Source organism: Arthrobacter sp. Soil_N43, assembly GCF_057655195.1.
The window spans coordinates 17,053-34,274 of sequence record NZ_JBDGML010000084.1; the positions used below are offsets into that span (position 1 = coordinate 17,053).

A 17,222-nucleotide genomic window follows, 5' to 3' on the forward strand; every position below is an offset into this window, starting at 1 on the left:
TCAGGCTCCTTCGGCAACGGCGGATGTATGGGTTGAGGTGAGCTGGACAGTGGAGGACTTGGCGTCGGCGGATTCCTCGACTGCCGCCAGGACGCGCTGGACGGCCAGGCCTTCCTCGAACGACGGCGAGGGCGCGCTGCCTTGGCTGAGTGCGAGCAGGAAATCACGGATCTGGTGGGTGAAGGTGTGTTCCCACCCGATGATGTGGCCCTGCGGCCACCATGCGTCCATGTAGGGGTGCTCGGGTTCGTTCACGAGGATGCGCCGGAAACCCTGCTCGCGGACGGGGGCCGTCGCGTCCAGGAAGCCAAGCTCGTTCAGCCCCTCAAGATCGAACAGAACCGTTCCTTTGTCGCCATAGATTTCCAGCCTGAGGGAGTTCTTTTGCCCGGTGGCAACGCGGGAAACTTCCACAGAGGCGACGGCACCGCCGGTGAGTGACAACGTGGCCCAGGCGGCGTCGTCGACCGTCACGTCCTCCGGGCCGTCCGCTCCCGGGCGGCTCGAAACGAACGTGTGCAGGCGCCCGGAAACGTCGGTGACGGCCTCACCGAGCAGGAACATGACCTGGTCGATGGCGTGGGAGGCGATGTCGCCCAGGGCGCCGGAACCCGCAGTGTCCTTGCGCAGCCGCCAGGTCATCGGCGCCTGCGCATCAGTGAGCCAGTCCTGCAGGTACGCGGCACGGACGTGCCGGACCGTGCCCACCCGGCCTTCGGCGATCAGCTCCTTGGCCAGGGCCAACGCCGGGACCCGCCGGTAGTTGAAGCCGACCATCGACTGCACGCCCTTGGCCCGCGCGGACTGGGCCGCCCGCGTCATGGCTTCGGCCTCGGCCACGGTGTTCGCCAGAGGCTTCTCCACCAACACGTGCTTCCCGGCCTCGAGCGCCGCGATGGCAATGTCGGCGTGCATCCAGCCCGGGGCGCAGATGTCCACGATGTCGATGTCATCCCGCTCCAGGACGGAGCGCCAGTCCGTGGCGGACTCGGCCCAGCCGTACTTGGCCGCAGCGTCGGCGACCTGGACGCGATCCCGTCCGACCAGCACCCTCTGCTCGAAAGCCGGGACATCGAAGTAGCTGGCCACGTTCCGCCACGCATTCGAATGGGCCTTGCCCATGAACGCGTAGCCGATCATCGCCACCCCCAGCGGGGAAGACGGGTGCTGGCGGGTGCCGGAGCGCGTTGGCTGCGGTTCTTGCGTTGTCATTGCGCTGTTCCTAGACGGTGGAGGCAGTGGGGTTCCAGTCCTCGGGGAGGGCCGGGGATGGCGGCGCGGAGCTTTCGACGTCGACAAACGTTCCGGAGTCCACGGACTCGGAGATGGCGACCATGGTGTCCAGCACGTGGTAAGCGAGCTGTCCTGTGGCGCGGTGCGGGACGCCCGCGCGGATGGAGCGGGCCATGTCCAGCACGCCCATGCCGCGGCCGTTATCCGGGCCGGTGGCGGGGATGACGGTCCAGTCCTCGTCGCCCGCGCGCCAGAGCCTGACCTCCCCGTGGAAATTGTTGGGGTCCGGCAGGGAGATAGTGGCTTCGGTGCCGGTGATCTCCACGAATCCCATCCGCTCGCGGGGGGATTCGAAGCTGAAGACGCTGTGCGATGACTGGCCGCCTTCGAACTGCGCCATCGCGCTGACATGGGTGGGGACCTCGACGGTGAATTCCTCGCCCAGCCGTGGACCCGAACCGATGACGCGGACCTCCCTGGACTTCGAGCCCATGGCCGCCACCTTGCTGACCGGACCAAATGTTTGGACCAGCGCGGTGAGGTAGTACGGCCCCATGTCGAACAGCGGCCCGGCGCCGTACTGAAACAGGAACGCCGGATTTGGATGCCAGGATTCGGGCCCCGGAGTCTGGAATGTGGTCATCGCCGTCAGCGGAGTCCCGATGTCGCCGCGTTCGATCAGCCGGCGCGCCGTCTGCAGGCCGGCGCCGAGGAAGGTGTCCGGAGCGCAGCCGAGCCGGCGCTCCGCCGCTTCTGCCGCATTAAGGAGTTCCAGGCCGGATTCGCGGTCCAGTGAAAAAGGCTTTTCCGTCCACACGTGTTTTCCCGCGCGGACGGCGGCGGTGGCCACTTCCACGTGGGCGGCGGGGATGGTCAGGTTGACGATGATTTCGACGTCGGGATGGCCCAGTGCCGCGTCCACCCCGCCCCACTCCGCGATGCCGTATTCCCTGGCCCGCGCCGCGGCGGCGTCCTCGGAGAGGTCGGCGATGTAGTGCACCTTCAGGTCGGGGAAGACCGTCAGGTTGTCCAGGTACTGCTTGCTGATGTTGCCTGCGCCGATGACGGCGACGCCCACCGGGCCGCTGCCGCTTGCTGGAGCCTGGGCGGCGCTCATGGACGTATCTGCCCGGTTGCTGCCTTCTGCAGGAACGCCAGGCTCTCGGCGATCCCGTCAAAGATGTCCCCGGAATAGTCGTCAAACTCAACCACCCCGACTTCCAGGGATTTCGCCGCGGCGATGACATCCAGCACTGCCACTTGGCCCTTGCCCGCAGGAAGCTGCGCCTTGGTGTCCGTGGTGAGCGGGCCGTCCTTGATGTGGATGAGCCGCACCCTGTCGCCCAAGCGGGTGAGGATTTCCACGGGATCATGGCCGCCAACGGCGACCCAATACGTGTCGACCTCCAGCACCACTTCAGGGTCCAGCAGCCCGGCGAAGTACTCCAGCGCGGTCTGGCCTTCGATGACGGACTCCAGCTCCCACTGGTGGTTGTGGTAGCCCACCCGGATGCCGTATTCGGCAGCCTTCCTGGCGGCGGCATTCAGCTTCTCAGCGGTGGCGCGGACATCCTCGGCCGACTGCCAGTGCTCGGCCGTTATGTACGGCTCGATCACTGTTTCCATCCCCAGGGCCCGGGCCGCGGCAAAAATCTGGTCCTGGTCCTGGCTGAGCAGGGGCGCGTGGCCGGAGGGGGCCGTCAGGCGGTTGGCCTGCAGCGCCTCCCCAAGTTCCTTGGCGGTCGCCACGAAGTTGTACGGCTCCACTTGGGCGAAACCGATCTCGGCCACTCGCCGGATGGTGCCGGGAAGATCCTCCTCGAGGGGCCCGCGGAGCGTGTAGAGCTGGAGTGAGTAGGTCATGGTTCTCCTAACATCTTGCTGATCGTCCGGGCATCCCAGGACCCGGGGCGGCGTCGGGAGTGGGTCTTTTATGAAGCTACGGCTACTTTTACCGCAAGTCAATCAAAAGTTTGCAGAAGCACTGACATAAGTGGGCCGGCGTGTGCTATTCCTTAACCCATGCAGACATCTCCCGTCCTGGAGCGGCCCTCGGAGGACGCCGGGCTGGGGACCCGTGCCGGCGACCTCTTCCAGCTGCTCCGTGACGGCAAGGCACGGACACGCGCTGAACTGACCGCGGTCACGGGCCTTGCCCGCACCACAGTGGCGGCCAGGATTGATGCCCTGACGGCGGCGGGTTTCGTGGGCCCCGCAGGTGAGGCGGCTTCCTCCGGGGGGCGGCCGCCGTCGCGGTTTGTCTTCAACGCCGGCATGAAGGTGGTATGCGCCGCGGACGTCGGCGCTTCCCACGCTTCCGTTGCCGTCACGGACCTGAACGGGGACATCCTGGCCCGCCACTCGGGCGCCTTGGAAATCTCCGAGGGTCCCGAGGCTGTGCTTGATTGGGTCATCGGGAACTGCAGGTCGCTGCTGCAAGGCATCGGCCGTGCGGACCAAGACGTGGCAGGCGTGGGAATCGGCCTGCCGGGGCCTGTGCAGCACGATACTGGCCGGCCGGTGAAGCCTCCCATCATGCCGGGCTGGGACGGGTTCGATGTGGCCGGCTATGTCCGCGCCGAGCTGGGAACCGAAGTCCTTGTGGATAACGACGTCAACATCATGGCCGTGGGCGAGCGGCATGCCTTCTGGCAGGACCACCGGAATCTGCTTTTCGTGAAGGCCGCCACCGGCATCGGGGCGGGCATCATCAGCAGCGGCCAGCTGCAGCGGGGAGCCGACGGCGCATCGGGGGACCTCGGGCACGTCCGCGTTCCCAGCGGCGAGGACGTCCTGTGCCGCTGCGGCAACCACGGCTGCCTCGAAGCGCTGGCTTCCGGCCCCGCGCTGGCAGCCAAGCTGAGGGCCCACGGAATCGATGCGGTCTCCGGCACGGCCGTGGTGGACCTGGCAGCGAAGGGGGACGTGCAGGCCATTCTCGCGCTGCGACAGGCGGGACGGGACATGGGGGAGGTGCTGGCCATCTGCGTGAATCTCCTCAACCCTTCGGTGATCGTGGTCGGCGGCAGTCTCTCGCGCGCCGGCGACCAGCTCCTGGCCGGTATCCGGGAAACCGTCTACCGCCGGTCCCAGCCGCTGGCCACATCCAAACTCCGCATCGAGCAGTCCAAGGCACCTGTTGATGCTGCCATCTGGGGAGCCAGCCGGATGGTCATTGAGCACGTACTTTCGCCCGAGGCCGTGGAATCAGCCATCAGGCACGCCGCCCTTCACAACACCTAGCGTTTCAAATCGACGAGAAACAAAGGATCCATTCGTGAGTAATCAACAGCCATCACGCCTCCCGGCCACGGCACCCCTGAAAGTTGGGGTCGTGGGCATCGGATGGGCCGGTCAACAGCACATCAAGGCCTACAAGAACATCGACGGTGTGGAGCTCGTGGCCGTGGCCGCCATGGAGGAGGACCTCCTGGCCAGCATCAAGGCCGACTACGGCATCCCGCACACGTTTGCCCGGTGGGAAGACCTGATCGAGCTCGAAGGGCTCGACGCCGTCAGCGTCGCCGTGCCGACGTTCCTGCACGCGCCGATTGCCATCGCCGCGCTTGAGCGCGGGCTGCACGTCCTGAGCGAAAAGCCCCTGGCCCGCAACGGCGACGAGGGCAGGCAGATGGTCGAGGCAGCCCGGGCGGCCGGCCGCGTCCTCGACGTCGCCTTCAACCACCGCCGCCGCGGCGACATCCAGAAGCTGAAGAGCATCATGGACGACGGGGAGCTGGGCCGCCCGTACTACGCCAAGGCCTCCTGGCTCCGCCGGCAGGGCATCCCGATGCTGGGGAGCTGGTTCACCAATCCGGCGCTGGCCGGCGGCGGGCCGCTGGCGGACATCGGCGTCCACGTCCTGGACTACGCGCTGCACCTGCTGGGCGAACCGAAGGTCCTCTCCGTCTCCGCGTCCACACATTCGGAACTCGGCCCCCGCGGCCTCGGCGGAAACGCCCGGTACACCGCGATGCAGGCTGCCCACAAGTTTGAGGTGGAAGACTTCGCCTCTGCCTTCATTCGGCTCGAGGGCGGAGGCACGCTAATCCTCGAGGCAGGCTGGGCGGCGTACCGCGACGAAGACGACCTGATGGACTTCACCGTTTACGGCACCGACGGCGGCGCGGACCTGCGCGCCGTCGGGGCCTCCGACGCCCCCGTCGCAGACCTTCGCATCTTCAAGGAGAAAGACGGCGAAAACGCCGACTACACAGTGGTGGCGGAACCCGGCAGGGCACACCAGGCTGTGGTGGAAGACTTCGTTGAAGCTGTCCGGGGAGGCGAATCCGTCTGGGGCGCCCACGACGGATCACTGGCATTGACCCGTGCCCTGGTGCTCGACGCCTGCTACAAGTCCGCCCTCGAACAGCGCGAAGTGAGGCTCTGACATGCCCGACAAACTGAACATTCTTGTGTGGAACGAAGGTGTCCACGAGGCCCGCAACGAGCCGGAAACCATGGCCGAGATGTACCCCAGCGGCATCCACGGCGCCATCGCGGAGGGACTGAAGGGCTTTTACCCGGATTCAAGCATCACCACGGCCACGCTGGCCGACCCGGAGCACGGGCTCTCGGAGGAAACCCTGGCCGCCACCGACGTCCTCCTCTGGTGGGGGCACGTGGCCCACGACGAGGTCAGCGACGAGGTGGTGGAACGCGTCCAGCGCCACGTCCTGGGCGGCATGGGGCTTGTGGTCCTTCACTCCGGCCACTTCGCCAGGATCTTCACCAAGCTCCTGGGAACCACCTGCTCCCTCAAGTGGCGCAACGACGGCGAGCGTGAACTCGTGTGGACCGTCAAGCCTTCGCATCCGATTGCCGCCGGCGTGGAAAGCCCCATCGTGATCCCGAAGCAGGAGATGTACGGCGAGCTGTTCGACATTCCGGAGCCCGATGACCTGATTTTCATCAGTTCCTTTGAAGGCGGCGAAGTCTTCCGCTCGGGGGTCACCTTCTCCCGCGGCAAGGGCCGGATCTTCTACTTCAGCCCGGGGGACCAGGAGTATCCCGTCTACCACCAGCCCCAGATCCAGCAGGTCATTGCCAACGGAGTCGGATGGGTGGCGCAGCCGGCGCAGTTCCGTGAGGCGCCCGGTGTGGGCAACGCCCAGCGGGACTGGTACCTGTAACGGACGTGCGGAAATGTCCGTCGGACCGGTGGGCAGTCATGCCCGCCGGTCCGCACGTGGTAGCAATGAAGAGATGAAACCGCTTTCCGTCCCTTCAGCCTGTCCGGCAGCCCCATGAGGCGGCTGGGCTCCACGATCCCGAGCAGCTGGATTCTCCTGGCGTGCATAGGGCTTATTGCCCTCAACATGCGGGGACCCTTCGTGGCGGTGGCCCCTGTGGTGGGGCCGATGCAGCAGGACCTCGGCTTCTCGCCGGTGGAGCTGGGCCTCCTCACAGGTATCCCGGTGCTGTGCTTTTCGCTCGCGGCGCCGCTGGCCTCCCTGGCGGCGCGACGGCTGGGAGCGGAGGTGGCCATCACGGTGACCCTCCTGGGGGTTCTGGCGGGCGTGGTCGTCCGGTCCGCCGGCGGCGGAGCCATGGTGATGCTCGGGACCGTAATCCTCGGCGTGGCCATCACCATCGGCAACATCGCGGTGCCACTGATCATCAGGCGGGACTTTTCCTCCCGCCGGCAGGGGACTGCGCTGGGGATCTACACCGCCGCCCTGAACATTGGTTCGTTCCTCACCTCCGTGGTGACGGCGCCCCTGGCCGAAGCCGCCGGATGGCGGCCGGCGCTTGCCGCCAGTGCCTTGTTCGCAGTCGCCGCGATCGCGTTCTGGGTCCCCGCAGCCGGCCGCGGGGCGTACGTCCCCGCCGCCGATGACGGTTCCGGCGGGCCGCCTGCGAGCGGCCGGCCGGCGTCTCCATGGATTACGGTGGGCCTGACAGCCGGTTTCGCCGGACAGGCCATCTCCTACTACGGAGTGACTGCATGGCTGCCGACGCTGCTGTCCGACGAACTCGGCATGGCGCCGGCCGCCGCCGGCGCGGGGTCATCCCTCTTCCAGATCCTGGCGATACTGGGGGGACTGGGAGTTCCGCTGGTGGCGCGGTTCATGAGCACGACGGCGGTTGCCCTCACCTTGGGTGCCATGTGGCTCACCGTTCCCCTCGGGCTGCTGCTGGCGCCGGAGCTGTGGTGGCTCTGGTCCTCACTCGGCGGCGCAGCACAGGGCGGCGGCATCACGGTCATCTTCATCGCCATCATCAAGCTGGCCATGGACCAGGCCTCGGCGGGCCGGATGTCGGCGGTCGTTCAAGGTGTCGGATACTGTTTCGCGGCCGCGGCGCCGACGTTCGTGGGCTACGTCAACAGCGTCACCGGAGGTTGGACCGCGCCCCTGCTGGTGATCCTGGGGTCGGTGCTGGCGTTCATTCTGGGAACAACCCTCTCCGTCCGCAAGGTGCCGAAGCAGCGCTAAGCCGCCAACCGCCGTCGTGCGCCTTAAACACCAAGCGCGAACAGGCAGCTAATGCCCTCAAACCTTTGGTTTGCGGTCATCAGCTGCCTGTTCGCGCTTCATGGGTGGCTCCGTGGCCGGGCTGCCTCCCCGGATTTCGGGGGTGCTGTTGCGAAGGCGTGGCAGCCCGGCGGACGGAAACTTGGGCGGGTTTCTAGGCGGCGACCAGCTCGTCTTCGATGGCTTCGGCCGTGGCGTCGGCACCCTGGCGGGCCTCGTGCAGGTACCTGGCGTAGGCCGGAACCGTCAGGAAGCTGGGGAACTTGTCGCTCAGCGTGACTTCCTCGAAGATGTCGCGGGCGTCGGCGAAGCGGTCGCCGTCGAAGCGCTCCAGCCGGGCGAACTCCTCGTCCAGCATGTCCTCCACCCACTCTTTGGAGATGATTTCGCCGTGGTCCGTGATGGCCCGGGAGTAGATCCACTGCCACAGCTGCGAGCGGGAGATCTCGGCGGTGGCGGCGTCCTCCATCAGGTTATGGATGGCCACTGCGCCGTTGCCCCGGAGCCAGGACTCGATGTAGCGGATTCCCACTTCGATGTTGTTCCGGATGCCCTGCTCCGTGATGGTGCCCGCGGTGGCGGCAACGTTGATGAGGGCGCGGTCATCCGGGATCACGTCTTCGCGCAGGCGGTCCAGCTGGTTCGGCTTGCTGCCGAGGACGCCGTCAAACACTTCGCGGCAGACGGGAACGAGGTCCGGGTGGGCCACCCACGAGCCGTCGAAGCCGTCGGCGGCCTCGCGGGTCTTGTCCGCGCGGACCTTGTCGAAGGCGCTGGCGTTGGCGGCCTCGTCCTTGCGATTCGGAACTGCGGCGGCCATGCCCCCAATAGCCATGGCCCCCCGCTTGTGGCAGGCGCGCACCAGCTGCTCGGTGTAGGCGCGCATGAAGGGCTGGGTCATGGTGACCTGGCCGCGGTCCGGCAGGACGAACCGGGGGCCGCGGGTGCGGAAGTTCTTGATGAGGGAGAAGATGTAGTCCCAGCGGCCCGCGTTCAGGCCCGAGGCGTGGTCCCGCAGTTCGTAGAGGATTTCCTCCATCTCGAAGGCTGCGGTGATGGTTTCGATCAGCACGGTGGCGCGGATGGTGCCCTGCGGGATGCCGAGCAGGTCCTGGGCGAGGATGAAGATGTCGTTCCAGAGCCGGGCTTCGAGGTGGTTCTCGATCTTCGGCAGGTAAAAGTACGGGCCCTTGCCCTGTGCCAGCAGGCGGCGTGCGTTGTGGAAGAAGTACAGGCCGAAGTCCACGATGCCGCCGGCGACCGGGGTGCCGTCGATGAGCATGTGCTTCTCGGGCAGGTGCCAGCCGCGCGGCCGGACCACGATGGTGGGCAGGTCCTCGGCGGCCTTGAGCTTGTATTCCTTGCCCTCCGGGGAGGTGAAGTCGATCCGCCGCTCCAGGGCATCGGTGAGGTTCAGCTGGCCCTTGATCACGTTGCGCCAGGACGGCGTGGAGGAGTCCTCCATGTCCGCGAGCCACACCTTGGCGCCCGAGTTCAGCGCGTTGATGGTCATCTTCTTATCCACGGGTCCGGTGATCTCCACGCGGCGGTCCTCCAGGCCTGGGGCCGGGGGAGCGACGCGCCAGTTGGGATCGTTGCGGACGGACTCGGTCTCGCGGAGGAACCGCGGGTCCTGGCCGCCGGCGATCTGGTCCCGCCGTGCCCTGCGTGCCCGCAGCAGCTCCTCGCGCCGCCCGGCAGTCGCCTTGTGCAGCCTGGCCACAAACGCCAAAGCGTCCGGCGTCAGCACCTCGCCCTGCCGGCAAACGGGCTGGGCGGTCAACGTGATCCCGTTGATGGTGAAGTTGTCTGTGAAGCTGTTCATTTCTGTCTCCTTAAAGACGAAAGGGAAGTTCGACGGCGGCTGGCGGCACGCAGGCGACCGGGGCACTAGGCCGAGGAGCCGGTGTCGCGGCAGTTTGCGCAAAAGGGGCCCTGCGTCCCGGTCGGGCCTCGCTCAGCGAGGTCCAAACCGGGACGTGGGGAATAGCAGGCAGAGCGACGCCGGTCCGAAGGCCGGACGGAACAACCGCCGTCGTAAGTTGCTAGTGGAACTGGCCCTCTTCGGTGGATCCCACGAGAGCGAGGGTGGATGCGTTCGGGTTGAGCGCAGTGGCGATGTCGTCGAAGTAGCCGGTGCCGACTTCGCGCTGGTGCTTGGTTGCGGTGTAGCCGCGGGACTCGGAGGCGAATTCCTTCTCCTGCAGCTCGACGTAGGCGCTCATGCCTTCCCGGGCGTAGCCGTGGGCGAGGTCGAACATCGAGTAGTTCAGGGCGTGGAAGCCGGCCAGGGTGATGAACTGGAAGGTGAAGCCCATGGCGCCGAGTTCGCGCTGGAACTTGGCGATGGTGGCGTCGTCCAGGTGCTTGCGCCAGTTGAACGACGGGGAGCAGTTGTAGGAGAGCATCTGGTCCGGGAACTCGGCCTTGACCGCTTCGGCGAACTTGCGGGCCAGCTCCAGGTCCGGGGTGCCGGTTTCCATCCAGATGAGGTCGGAGTACGGGGCGTAGGCCTTGGCGCGGGCGATGCAGGGTTCGATGCCGTTGCGGACCTTGTAGAAGCCCTCCGGGGTGCGGACCGGCTGTCCGCCTTCGCGGAGGATGAATTCCTGGTCGCGCTCGTCGACGTCGGAGGTGATCAGGGTTGCCGCCTCGGCGTCGGTGCGGGCGATGACCACGGACGGCGTGCCGGCGACGTCGGCCGCCAGGCGGGCCGCGTTCAGGGTCCGGACGTGCTGCTGCGTGGGGATCAGGACCTTGCCGCCGAGGTGGCCGCACTTCTTTTCCGAGGCGAGCTGGTCCTCCCAGTGAACACCGGAGGCGCCGGCCTGGATCATCGACTTCATCAGTTCGTAGGCGTTCAGCGGGCCGCCGAAGCCTGCCTCAGCGTCGGCGACGATCGGCACCAGCCAGTCCTCGACGGTCTGGACGCCCTCGGAGAATTCGATCTGGTCGGCCCGGAGCAGGGCGTTGTTGATGCGGCGGACCACGGTGGGGACCGAGTTGGCCGGGTACAGCGACTGGTCCGGGTAGGTGTGGCCGGAGTTGTTGGCGTCGGCAGCAACCTGCCAGCCCGAGAGGTAGATGGCACGGAGGCCGGCCTTGACCTGCTGCACGGCCTGGTTGCCGGTGAGGGCGCCAAGGGCGTTGGTGTACTTGCCTTCCTTGTGCTCCTCGGTGAGCTGCTTCCACAGCTTTTCCGAGCCGCGGCGGGCCAGCGTGTGCTCTTCGGAGACGCGGCCGCGGAGGCGGACGACATCGGAAGCCGAGTAGTCGCGGGTGACGCCTTCCCAACGCGGGTTGGCAGCCCACTCGAGCTCCAGGGCGGCGGCCTGCGATGCTGTGTCCTGGCCGGACGGCTCCTGGGTGGGCTCAAATGCTGCAGTCATCTTTGTCTCCTTGTATGTGCTCCCCGGGCCATTCCGGGTAGTGGTGCCGGGCTGACCGTCCCTGCGCCTTTGCAGTTCCGGCCAGCTTCCGGAGGGTGTTTCCTTCGTGACTCTTACTTTTCTTTACTTTCCAAGAGCTTTCTAGAGGAAAATGCTGGAAAGAAATGCACTTCTTCCCGTATTCTTCAGAAATGTCGCCTTCAAGCTGGAACAGGGAAGTTTCGCAACCGCCGTCGTCGCCGCCAACGGCGGAACTGGACGTCATCTCGCTGGGACGCCGGGTGCGTCACCTGCGCAAGCAGGCCGGCCTGACGCTCGATGACCTGAGTGCCGCCGTCGGGACCGCACCGAGCCAGCTGAGCCTCATCGAAAATGGCAAGCGGGAACCAAAACTCGGCCTGCTGCAACACTTGGCCGGGGCGCTCAACGTCGGCATTGACCAGCTGCTCGGAGCTGAACCGCCCAGCCGGCGTGCGGGCCTGGAAATCGAGCTCGAACGTTACCAGCGCGGACCCCTCTACGAGTCCCTGAACCTGCCGAAAATCCGCATCAGCTCCCGGTTGCCGATGGATGTCCTGGAGGCCCAGGTGGGGCTGCTGCAGGAACTCGAACGCAAGATGAACGAGCAGGTGGCCACACCGGAAGAGGCACGCCGCGCGAACGGCGAACTGCGAGCCATGATGCGTGAACGGGGAAACTACTTTCCGGAGTACGAGGCCGAGGCCCAGAAGGTACTCAAGGAGGTCGGCTACACCGCCGGCCCACTGAGTCAGCACGTCATCGCAGACATCGCGGCTCACCTCGGATTCACCCTTCACCACGTGGGCGACTTGCCGCATTCCACCCGTTCGGTAACCGACTTGAAAAACCGCAAAATTTACCTGACGCAGAGCGAACGGCAGGACCACGATCCCCGGTCGGTGCTCCTGCAGGCCCTGGGACACTACGTCCTGGGCCATGAAACTCCCCGCAACTACGGCGATTTCCTGGCCCAGCGGGTGGCCACGAACTATTTCGCCGCGGCCCTCCTGCTGCCGGAACAGGCCACCGTGGAATTTCTGCAAAAAGCCAAGGCCGCGAAGGAGATTGCGGTCGAGGACATCCGCGATGCCTTTGCGGTGTCCTACGAGACCGCCGCCCACCGCTTTACCAACCTGGCCACGAAGCACTTGGGCATCACCACGCATTTCCAGAAGACACACCAGAGCGGGATCATCTACAAGGCCTATGAGAACGACGGCGTGAACTTCCCGCAGGACCACACGGGTGCCATCGAGGGGCAGCCTTCCTGCAAGGCCTGGACCTCGCGCGCCGTGTTCGACGTGCCCGACAAGTTCAGCGCCTACAGCCAGTACACGGACACGCCGTCGGGCACGTACTGGTGCACGGCGCGCACGGACCGGTCGGCGAACGGGCAGTTCTCGCTGAGCATCGGGGTTCCATACCAGCACGTGAAGTGGTTCCGCGGGCGGGAGACGACGGCGCGGGCAACGTCCAACTGTCCGGACCCCAACTGCTGCAAGCGGCCGCCGGCCTCGCTGACCTCGGAGTGGGCCGGCAACGCCTGGCCTTCCGCACGGGCCCACTCCCACCTGCTCGCCGCCATGCCGCCGGGTGCCTTCCCCGGGGTGGACGAGACCGAGGTGTACACCTTCCTGCAGGCCCACTCTGGGAGCTGAGGCGACGCTCCCTCACTTTTGGTCGGCTCCTGACCAACGCTCCCTCACTTTTTGTCGGATCCTGAACGACGATCCCGCAGTTCCTGCGGGTTTTCGGCGGACGCTCCTGCAGATTTGGGCGCATTCGCTGTGACGCTCACGCACTGTTGCGGGACGACGGATGACCGTTGCCGGCCCGCTTTCGCGGCAGTCCTTGGGATAAGAACCTCCCGCTGAATAGTCCGTCAAAGAGAATGTGGCGCACTGTTTGGTAGTTTTCCGCGGTACCGGACCACCTGCCCGTATCCATCAGAAAGTGCACGAATTCGTACAGGCAGCCACAGAATAAGACTGCAAATTCGGAATCACGCTCAATCAGCAACCCCACGAGCTCTACCAGATCTTCCGGCTCAATCGCGGTGACAGTGGCGTCGCCATCGATTCTGGCATGAATGGAAAAGAACGCGTTCAGCTGCTTCAGGACGAGAGACACGTCGCAGACTACCGTGTGCTCCCAGTGCCAACACACGAAAGCGGGGATCAGGGAATTCAGTTCCTGAGCGCTTTGAAGCGACGCGAGAGCGGCCGAAGGATTTGAGCCATAAACCGGGTTGCCGACACAGGGCCGACTGCTGATATCGGGCCGAACCGCCCTGCCTGTAGCCGGAGCCTGTAGCCGGAGACGAAGGCCAACTTGGAAGCGCCCCAAGGTGCGCGGACTATATTGGCCCTGTCAGCACATCAACCGATCGCGGGAGCGTGCACCCATGGCCAAGGAACTTGCAAACCAGTTCATCGAACAACTTCAGGCTGCCGGTGTGCAGCGAATCTACGGGATCGTAGGGGACAGCCTCAACCCGATTGTGGATGCCGTGCGCCAGACGGGCGGCGCCTCCAACGGCGGGATCGACTGGATTCATGTCCGGCACGAAGAAGCGGCAGCTTTCGCCGCCGCGGCCGAGGCCCAGCTGACAGGCCGGCTCGCCGTCTGCGCAGGCTCCTGCGGCCCCGGGAACCTGCACCTGATCAACGGGCTGTACGACGCCAACCGCTCGGGCGCGCCGGTCGTGGCCATTGCATCGCACATTTCCAGTAAGCAGATCGGCAGTTCCTACTTCCAGGAGACCCACCCGGACCGGCTCTTCAACGAATGCTCGGTGTACTCCGAACTGATCAGCACAGCGGAACAGGCTCCCCGCGTCATGCACAGCGCCATCCAGCACGCCATCGGACTCGGGGGTGTCGCCGTCGTCACGCTTCCCGGTGACATCGCCGGGCTGGAAGCAACAGCCGTGACGCCGCTTCCTGCGTCGTTCGTGCCCGCGGCCCTGGTCCCGGCGCCGGAAAGTGTCAGGATGTTGGCCGACGCGATCAACTCGGCCGGGAAAGTTGCCATCTTCGCGGGAGCCGGCGTGCAGGGCGCCCACGATGAGGTGCTTGCCTTGGCCGAGCTGATCCGGGCACCGATCGGCCATTCGCTCCGCGGCAAAGACTTCATGCAGTATGACAACCCGTACGACATCGGCATGACGGGCCTGCTGGGCTACGGCGCCGCCGCTGAGGGCATTGAGGACGCGGACCTGCTCATCCTGCTGGGCACCGATTTTCCGTACGACCAGTTCCTTCCGGGCACGCGGACGGCCCAGGTGGACCGCGCCGCGCACAGACTGGGGAGGCGGACCGACGTCGACATCGCCGTCCATGGCGATGTGCTGCCCACGCTCTCGGCGCTGATGCCCATGCTCACACCGAAGAAGAGCCGCCGTTTCCTCGACCAGATGCTCAAGAAGCATGACCGGCTGATGAACAAGGCCGTGGGCGCCTACACCCGGAAGGTGGAGAAGAAGCAGCCCATCCACCCGGAGTACGCCGCCTCCCTGCTGGACCAGGTGGCTGCGGAGGATGCCATCTTCACCGCCGACACCGGGATGTGCAACGTCTGGACTGCGCGGTACATCAACCCGCTGGGCACCCGCCGGCTGATCGGATCGTTCCTGCACGGGTCCATGGCCAACGCCCTGCCGCACGCAATCGGCGCGCAGCTGGCCTATCCCGGGCGCCAGGTGGTTTCGGTCTCGGGCGACGGCGGACTGTCCATGTTGCTGGGCGAGCTCATCACCGTCGCCGCCTACCGTCTGCCGGTAAAAGCAGTGGTGTTCAACAACTCCACACTGGGCATGGTCAAGCTTGAGATGCTGGTTGACGGGCTGCCTGACTTCGGCGTTGATGTTCCCGATGTCAACTACGCGGCCGTGGCCCAGGCTCTCGGCTTTCACTCGGTCCGCGTCACGGATCCGGCCCGTATCGAGGAGGCCTACCGCGAGGCGTTCGCCCACCCGGGACCGGCGCTGGTGGAGCTCATCACCGACCCCAAGGCGCTGTCGATCCCGCCGAAGATCAAGGGGGCGCAGGTCCTGGGCTTTGCCACGGCGATGTCCAAGGTGGTGCTGAACCGTGGCGCCGGCGAGGCGGTGAGCATGGCCCGAAGCAATCTCCGCAACATCCCTCGGGGCTAGCTTCAGGAACAGGCGACGACGGCGCTGCCGCCCGGTTTGGCGGCGGATCCCGGGGCGTCCTACTCTGCGGCGTGCCGCCGCTCCGTCGCCAGCCGCGCCGCCACCTGGCCGATGAGCTCATAGGGAACGGGCTTCCCCAACGGGAACTTCAGCGTGCCCCTGGCGGCCAGGTATGGTGCGATCTCCCGCTCGAACGCATCATCTCCGCGGGGAACAGGATAGACGGAGACGTGGTGTTTCCAGGCTGCGAAGTACACCACGTAGTGCCCGTTGACGGTGATAGTTGGAATGCCGTAGCTGATCATCTCGCCAGCTCCGGGCACGGCCGCATGGGCGCGCGTGCGGATCTCCTGAAGGATCGGCTGCACGTCGGCGGGCTGCGATGCGATGTACTCGTCAACGCTGGTGAAAGGCTGTGCCATCCATCGCTTCTCCGAAACCGGGTTCCGCCGACACCGGGCTTGCTGCGCGTCCGGTGTGTCTTGAGGATACGCCCGGCACGTGCAGGAAGTGAGGGAGCGTTGGGACAAAGGGGGCGAAAGGTGAGGGAGGGTGGGGCCGAGACCGAAACGACAACAAACCGTGACCGGACAGGCCTCGATAGTGTCGGGCCCTGGTGCTTGACTGTGGACAAGCGATTATCCGCTGACTGTCTGAGGACGTAGGACGGCGATGAAAAGGATTCGAGTGGCTAAATTGGTGGCGGCCTCGGCCGTGGCGGCACTGACCGCGTGCTCGGCGCCGCAGCCGGGGCTCCTGAAGGCCGGCGGCGTCGAGCGCCTCTCCGTGGTCCGGTCCTCGTACACAGCCGAGCTGAAGTCCCTCCGGGACTCCGCCCTAACGCTTGGGGAGGCGCTGCTGGCCGACGGCGGTGACGGCGCCAACGGCAACGTGGTGGCCTCGCCGGGCAGCCTGCTGATTGCCCTCGCCATGCTCCGCACGGGGGCGTCGGGCGGGACGGCGGCCGAGATGGACGCGGTCCTGAGGCTACCCGCGGAGCACCGCGATGAAGCCATGAACGCGCTGCTTGCGTCCCTGGAAAAGTTCGACGGCGACCCCGCCTCCGTGGACGAGGCGAACCCGCCGCGAAAGCCGGTAATGCACCCGGCGAACGGGCTGTTTGTGGACACGGGGGTCACCACCGGCGCCGCCTACCTGGACACGCTGGCCCGGCACTACGGCACAGGCGTGTATCCGGTGGACTTCAGTGACGAGGCGGTCACCAAACCAGCCATCGACGCGTGGGTGGACAAGAACACGGGCGGCCGGATCAAGGAGGCTCCGGCAAAGTACGACCGCCGAAACACCTTCAGTCTCCTCAACGCGCTGTATTTCGCCGCTGCGTGGAAAGCCCCGTTCGATCCGAACAACACCTCTGACCTGCCGTTCACCACAGCTGAGGGCAAAGAAGTTGCCGCTCCTGCCATGCACAACATGCTGCAGATGAAGTACGCGGAAGGCCCGGGTTGGCGGGGTGTGGACCTTCCCTACGCCGAGGGGTTCGTGATGCGGCTGGTCCTTCCGGACCCAGGGGCCGGCAAGGGAACGGTGCTGGATGCGGAAACGCTGGTGGCCCTTGCCGGAGCCATGGACTCCGCACCGCTGCAAACGGTCCAGATCCAGCTGCCGCGGTGGGACCACAGATGCAGTTTTGACCTCCGCAAGGTCTTCGAGTCGCTGGGCTTGCGGGAGACCCTCACCACCACCGAGGATTTCAACAACATCCAGCCCGCGATGGCCATCACCCAGGCCGCGCAGGCGGCCAATATCACGGTCGCGGAGAAGGGAACCGTGGCTGCCGCGGTGACGCAGATCAACGGCATGGTCACCAGCGCGCCGCAGCCGGAGCGGACCATCGAATTCGACAGGCCCTTCCATTACCAGGTTATTCACGTCGAAACTGGCCTGCCGCTGTTCATGGGCACCGTTGCGGATCCGCGCTGAGCGCAG

The 17,222-nt window shown here is 66.0% G+C and carries 14 protein-coding genes; 7 read left to right on the forward strand and 7 right to left on the reverse strand.

Translation table 11 applies throughout. The features are described 5' to 3' along the window. Genes AC3A3W_RS09560 through AC3A3W_RS09570 form a run of 3 tightly spaced genes read right to left on the reverse strand, consistent with a single transcriptional unit; the run spans position 1 to position 3,096 of the window. The gene (locus tag AC3A3W_RS09560) at positions 1-1,212 is read right to left on the reverse strand and encodes a Gfo/Idh/MocA family protein (RefSeq protein WP_487442254.1); all 1,212 of its coding nucleotides are present in this window, start codon (positions 1,210-1,212) and stop codon (positions 1-3) included. A gap of 10 nt (positions 1,213-1,222) precedes the next feature. Next, a complete protein-coding gene (locus tag AC3A3W_RS09565) occupies positions 1,223-2,350 on the reverse strand; it encodes a Gfo/Idh/MocA family protein (RefSeq protein ID WP_487442256.1) in 1,128 nt (375 codons plus the stop codon). Continuing rightward, entirely contained in the window at positions 2,347-3,096 is a 750-nt protein-coding gene (locus AC3A3W_RS09570) for a sugar phosphate isomerase/epimerase family protein (protein WP_487442258.1), read from the reverse strand. The genes AC3A3W_RS09565 and AC3A3W_RS09570 overlap by 4 nt, the downstream gene beginning before the upstream one ends. Before the next feature lie 159 nt (positions 3,097-3,255). Here AC3A3W_RS09570 and AC3A3W_RS09575 point away from each other — a divergent pair, with 159 nt between their 5' ends. From AC3A3W_RS09575 to AC3A3W_RS09590, 4 genes are all read left to right on the forward strand, one after another. Beyond that, entirely contained in the window at positions 3,256-4,476 is a 1,221-nt protein-coding gene (locus AC3A3W_RS09575; protein ID WP_487442259.1) for an ROK family protein, read from the forward strand. A gap of 34 nt (positions 4,477-4,510) precedes the next feature. Then, positions 4,511-5,623 (forward strand): Gfo/Idh/MocA family protein, encoded by a 1,113-nt coding sequence (locus tag AC3A3W_RS09580; RefSeq protein ID WP_487442261.1) that lies wholly within the window; start codon positions 4,511-4,513, stop codon positions 5,621-5,623. A gap of 1 nt (position 5,624) precedes the next feature. Then, positions 5,625-6,365, forward strand: coding sequence for a ThuA domain-containing protein (locus AC3A3W_RS09585; RefSeq protein ID WP_487442263.1), 741 nt, complete (start codon positions 5,625-5,627; stop codon positions 6,363-6,365). 114 nt (positions 6,366-6,479) lie between these two features. Further along, complete coding sequence (locus AC3A3W_RS09590; RefSeq protein ID WP_487442264.1) at positions 6,480-7,670, forward strand: MFS transporter; 1,191 nt, start codon at positions 6,480-6,482, stop codon at positions 7,668-7,670. A 193-nt stretch (positions 7,671-7,863) separates the two neighbouring features. Here AC3A3W_RS09590 and aceB read toward each other — a convergent pair whose 3' ends face one another. After that, positions 7,864-9,534, reverse strand: coding sequence for a malate synthase A (gene aceB / locus AC3A3W_RS09595; protein WP_487442266.1), 1,671 nt, complete (start codon positions 9,532-9,534; stop codon positions 7,864-7,866). Between the two features lie 220 nt (positions 9,535-9,754). Continuing rightward, a complete protein-coding gene (gene aceA / locus AC3A3W_RS09600) occupies positions 9,755-11,098 on the reverse strand; it encodes an isocitrate lyase (protein WP_487442268.1) in 1,344 nt (447 codons plus the stop codon). Positions 11,099-11,262: 164 nt separating this feature from the next. Between aceA and AC3A3W_RS09605 the strand changes: the two genes are divergently transcribed. Then, a complete protein-coding gene (locus tag AC3A3W_RS09605) occupies positions 11,263-12,777 on the forward strand; it encodes a helix-turn-helix domain-containing protein (RefSeq protein ID WP_487442270.1) in 1,515 nt (504 codons plus the stop codon). Between the two features lie 136 nt (positions 12,778-12,913). Here the strand turns inward: AC3A3W_RS09605 and AC3A3W_RS09610 are convergent, their stop codons facing one another. Continuing rightward, positions 12,914-13,249, reverse strand: a complete 336-nt coding sequence (locus AC3A3W_RS09610) for a hypothetical protein (protein ID WP_487442271.1) — start codon at positions 13,247-13,249, stop codon at positions 12,914-12,916. A gap of 274 nt (positions 13,250-13,523) precedes the next feature. Between AC3A3W_RS09610 and AC3A3W_RS09615 the strand changes: the two genes are divergently transcribed. Continuing rightward, entirely contained in the window at positions 13,524-15,272 is a 1,749-nt protein-coding gene (locus tag AC3A3W_RS09615; protein ID WP_487442273.1) for a pyruvate dehydrogenase, read from the forward strand. A gap of 59 nt (positions 15,273-15,331) precedes the next feature. On the opposite strand, the gene AC3A3W_RS09620 is transcribed toward AC3A3W_RS09615, so the two are convergent. Then, positions 15,332-15,694 (reverse strand): iron chaperone, encoded by a 363-nt coding sequence (locus tag AC3A3W_RS09620; protein WP_487442275.1) that lies wholly within the window; start codon positions 15,692-15,694, stop codon positions 15,332-15,334. Between the two features lie 250 nt (positions 15,695-15,944). Between AC3A3W_RS09620 and AC3A3W_RS09625 the strand changes: the two genes are divergently transcribed. After that, a complete protein-coding gene (locus AC3A3W_RS09625) occupies positions 15,945-17,216 on the forward strand; it encodes a serpin family protein (protein ID WP_487442277.1) in 1,272 nt (423 codons plus the stop codon). Positions 17,217-17,222 lie beyond the last annotated feature (6 nt).

What these genes read in the sequence shown, in the direction of transcription:
- AC3A3W_RS09575 (WP_487442259.1), top strand. Translation starts at nt 3,256, where the DNA reads ATGCAGACATCTCCCGTCCTGGAGCGGCCCTCGGAGGACGCCGGGCTG.
- AC3A3W_RS09590 (WP_487442264.1), top strand. Translation starts at nt 6,480, where the DNA reads ATGAGGCGGCTGGGCTCCACGATCCCGAGCAGCTGGATTCTCCTGGCG.
- aceB (WP_487442266.1), bottom strand. Translation starts at nt 9,534, where the DNA reads ATGAACAGCTTCACAGACAACTTCACCATCAACGGGATCACGTTGACC.
- AC3A3W_RS09625 (WP_487442277.1), top strand. Translation starts at nt 15,945, where the DNA reads ATGAAAAGGATTCGAGTGGCTAAATTGGTGGCGGCCTCGGCCGTGGCG.
- AC3A3W_RS09560 (WP_487442254.1), bottom strand. Translation starts at nt 1,212, where the DNA reads ATGACAACGCAAGAACCGCAGCCAACGCGCTCCGGCACCCGCCAGCAC.
- AC3A3W_RS09620 (WP_487442275.1), bottom strand. Translation starts at nt 15,694, where the DNA reads ATGGCACAGCCTTTCACCAGCGTTGACGAGTACATCGCATCGCAGCCC.
- AC3A3W_RS09565 (WP_487442256.1), bottom strand. Translation starts at nt 2,350, where the DNA reads ATGAGCGCCGCCCAGGCTCCAGCAAGCGGCAGCGGCCCGGTGGGCGTC.
- aceA (WP_487442268.1), bottom strand. Translation starts at nt 11,098, where the DNA reads ATGACTGCAGCATTTGAGCCCACCCAGGAGCCGTCCGGCCAGGACACA.
- AC3A3W_RS09615 (WP_487442273.1), top strand. Translation starts at nt 13,524, where the DNA reads ATGGCCAAGGAACTTGCAAACCAGTTCATCGAACAACTTCAGGCTGCC.
- AC3A3W_RS09605 (WP_487442270.1), top strand. Translation starts at nt 11,263, where the DNA reads ATGCACTTCTTCCCGTATTCTTCAGAAATGTCGCCTTCAAGCTGGAAC.
- AC3A3W_RS09570 (WP_487442258.1), bottom strand. Translation starts at nt 3,096, where the DNA reads ATGACCTACTCACTCCAGCTCTACACGCTCCGCGGGCCCCTCGAGGAG.
- AC3A3W_RS09585 (WP_487442263.1), top strand. Translation starts at nt 5,625, where the DNA reads ATGCCCGACAAACTGAACATTCTTGTGTGGAACGAAGGTGTCCACGAG.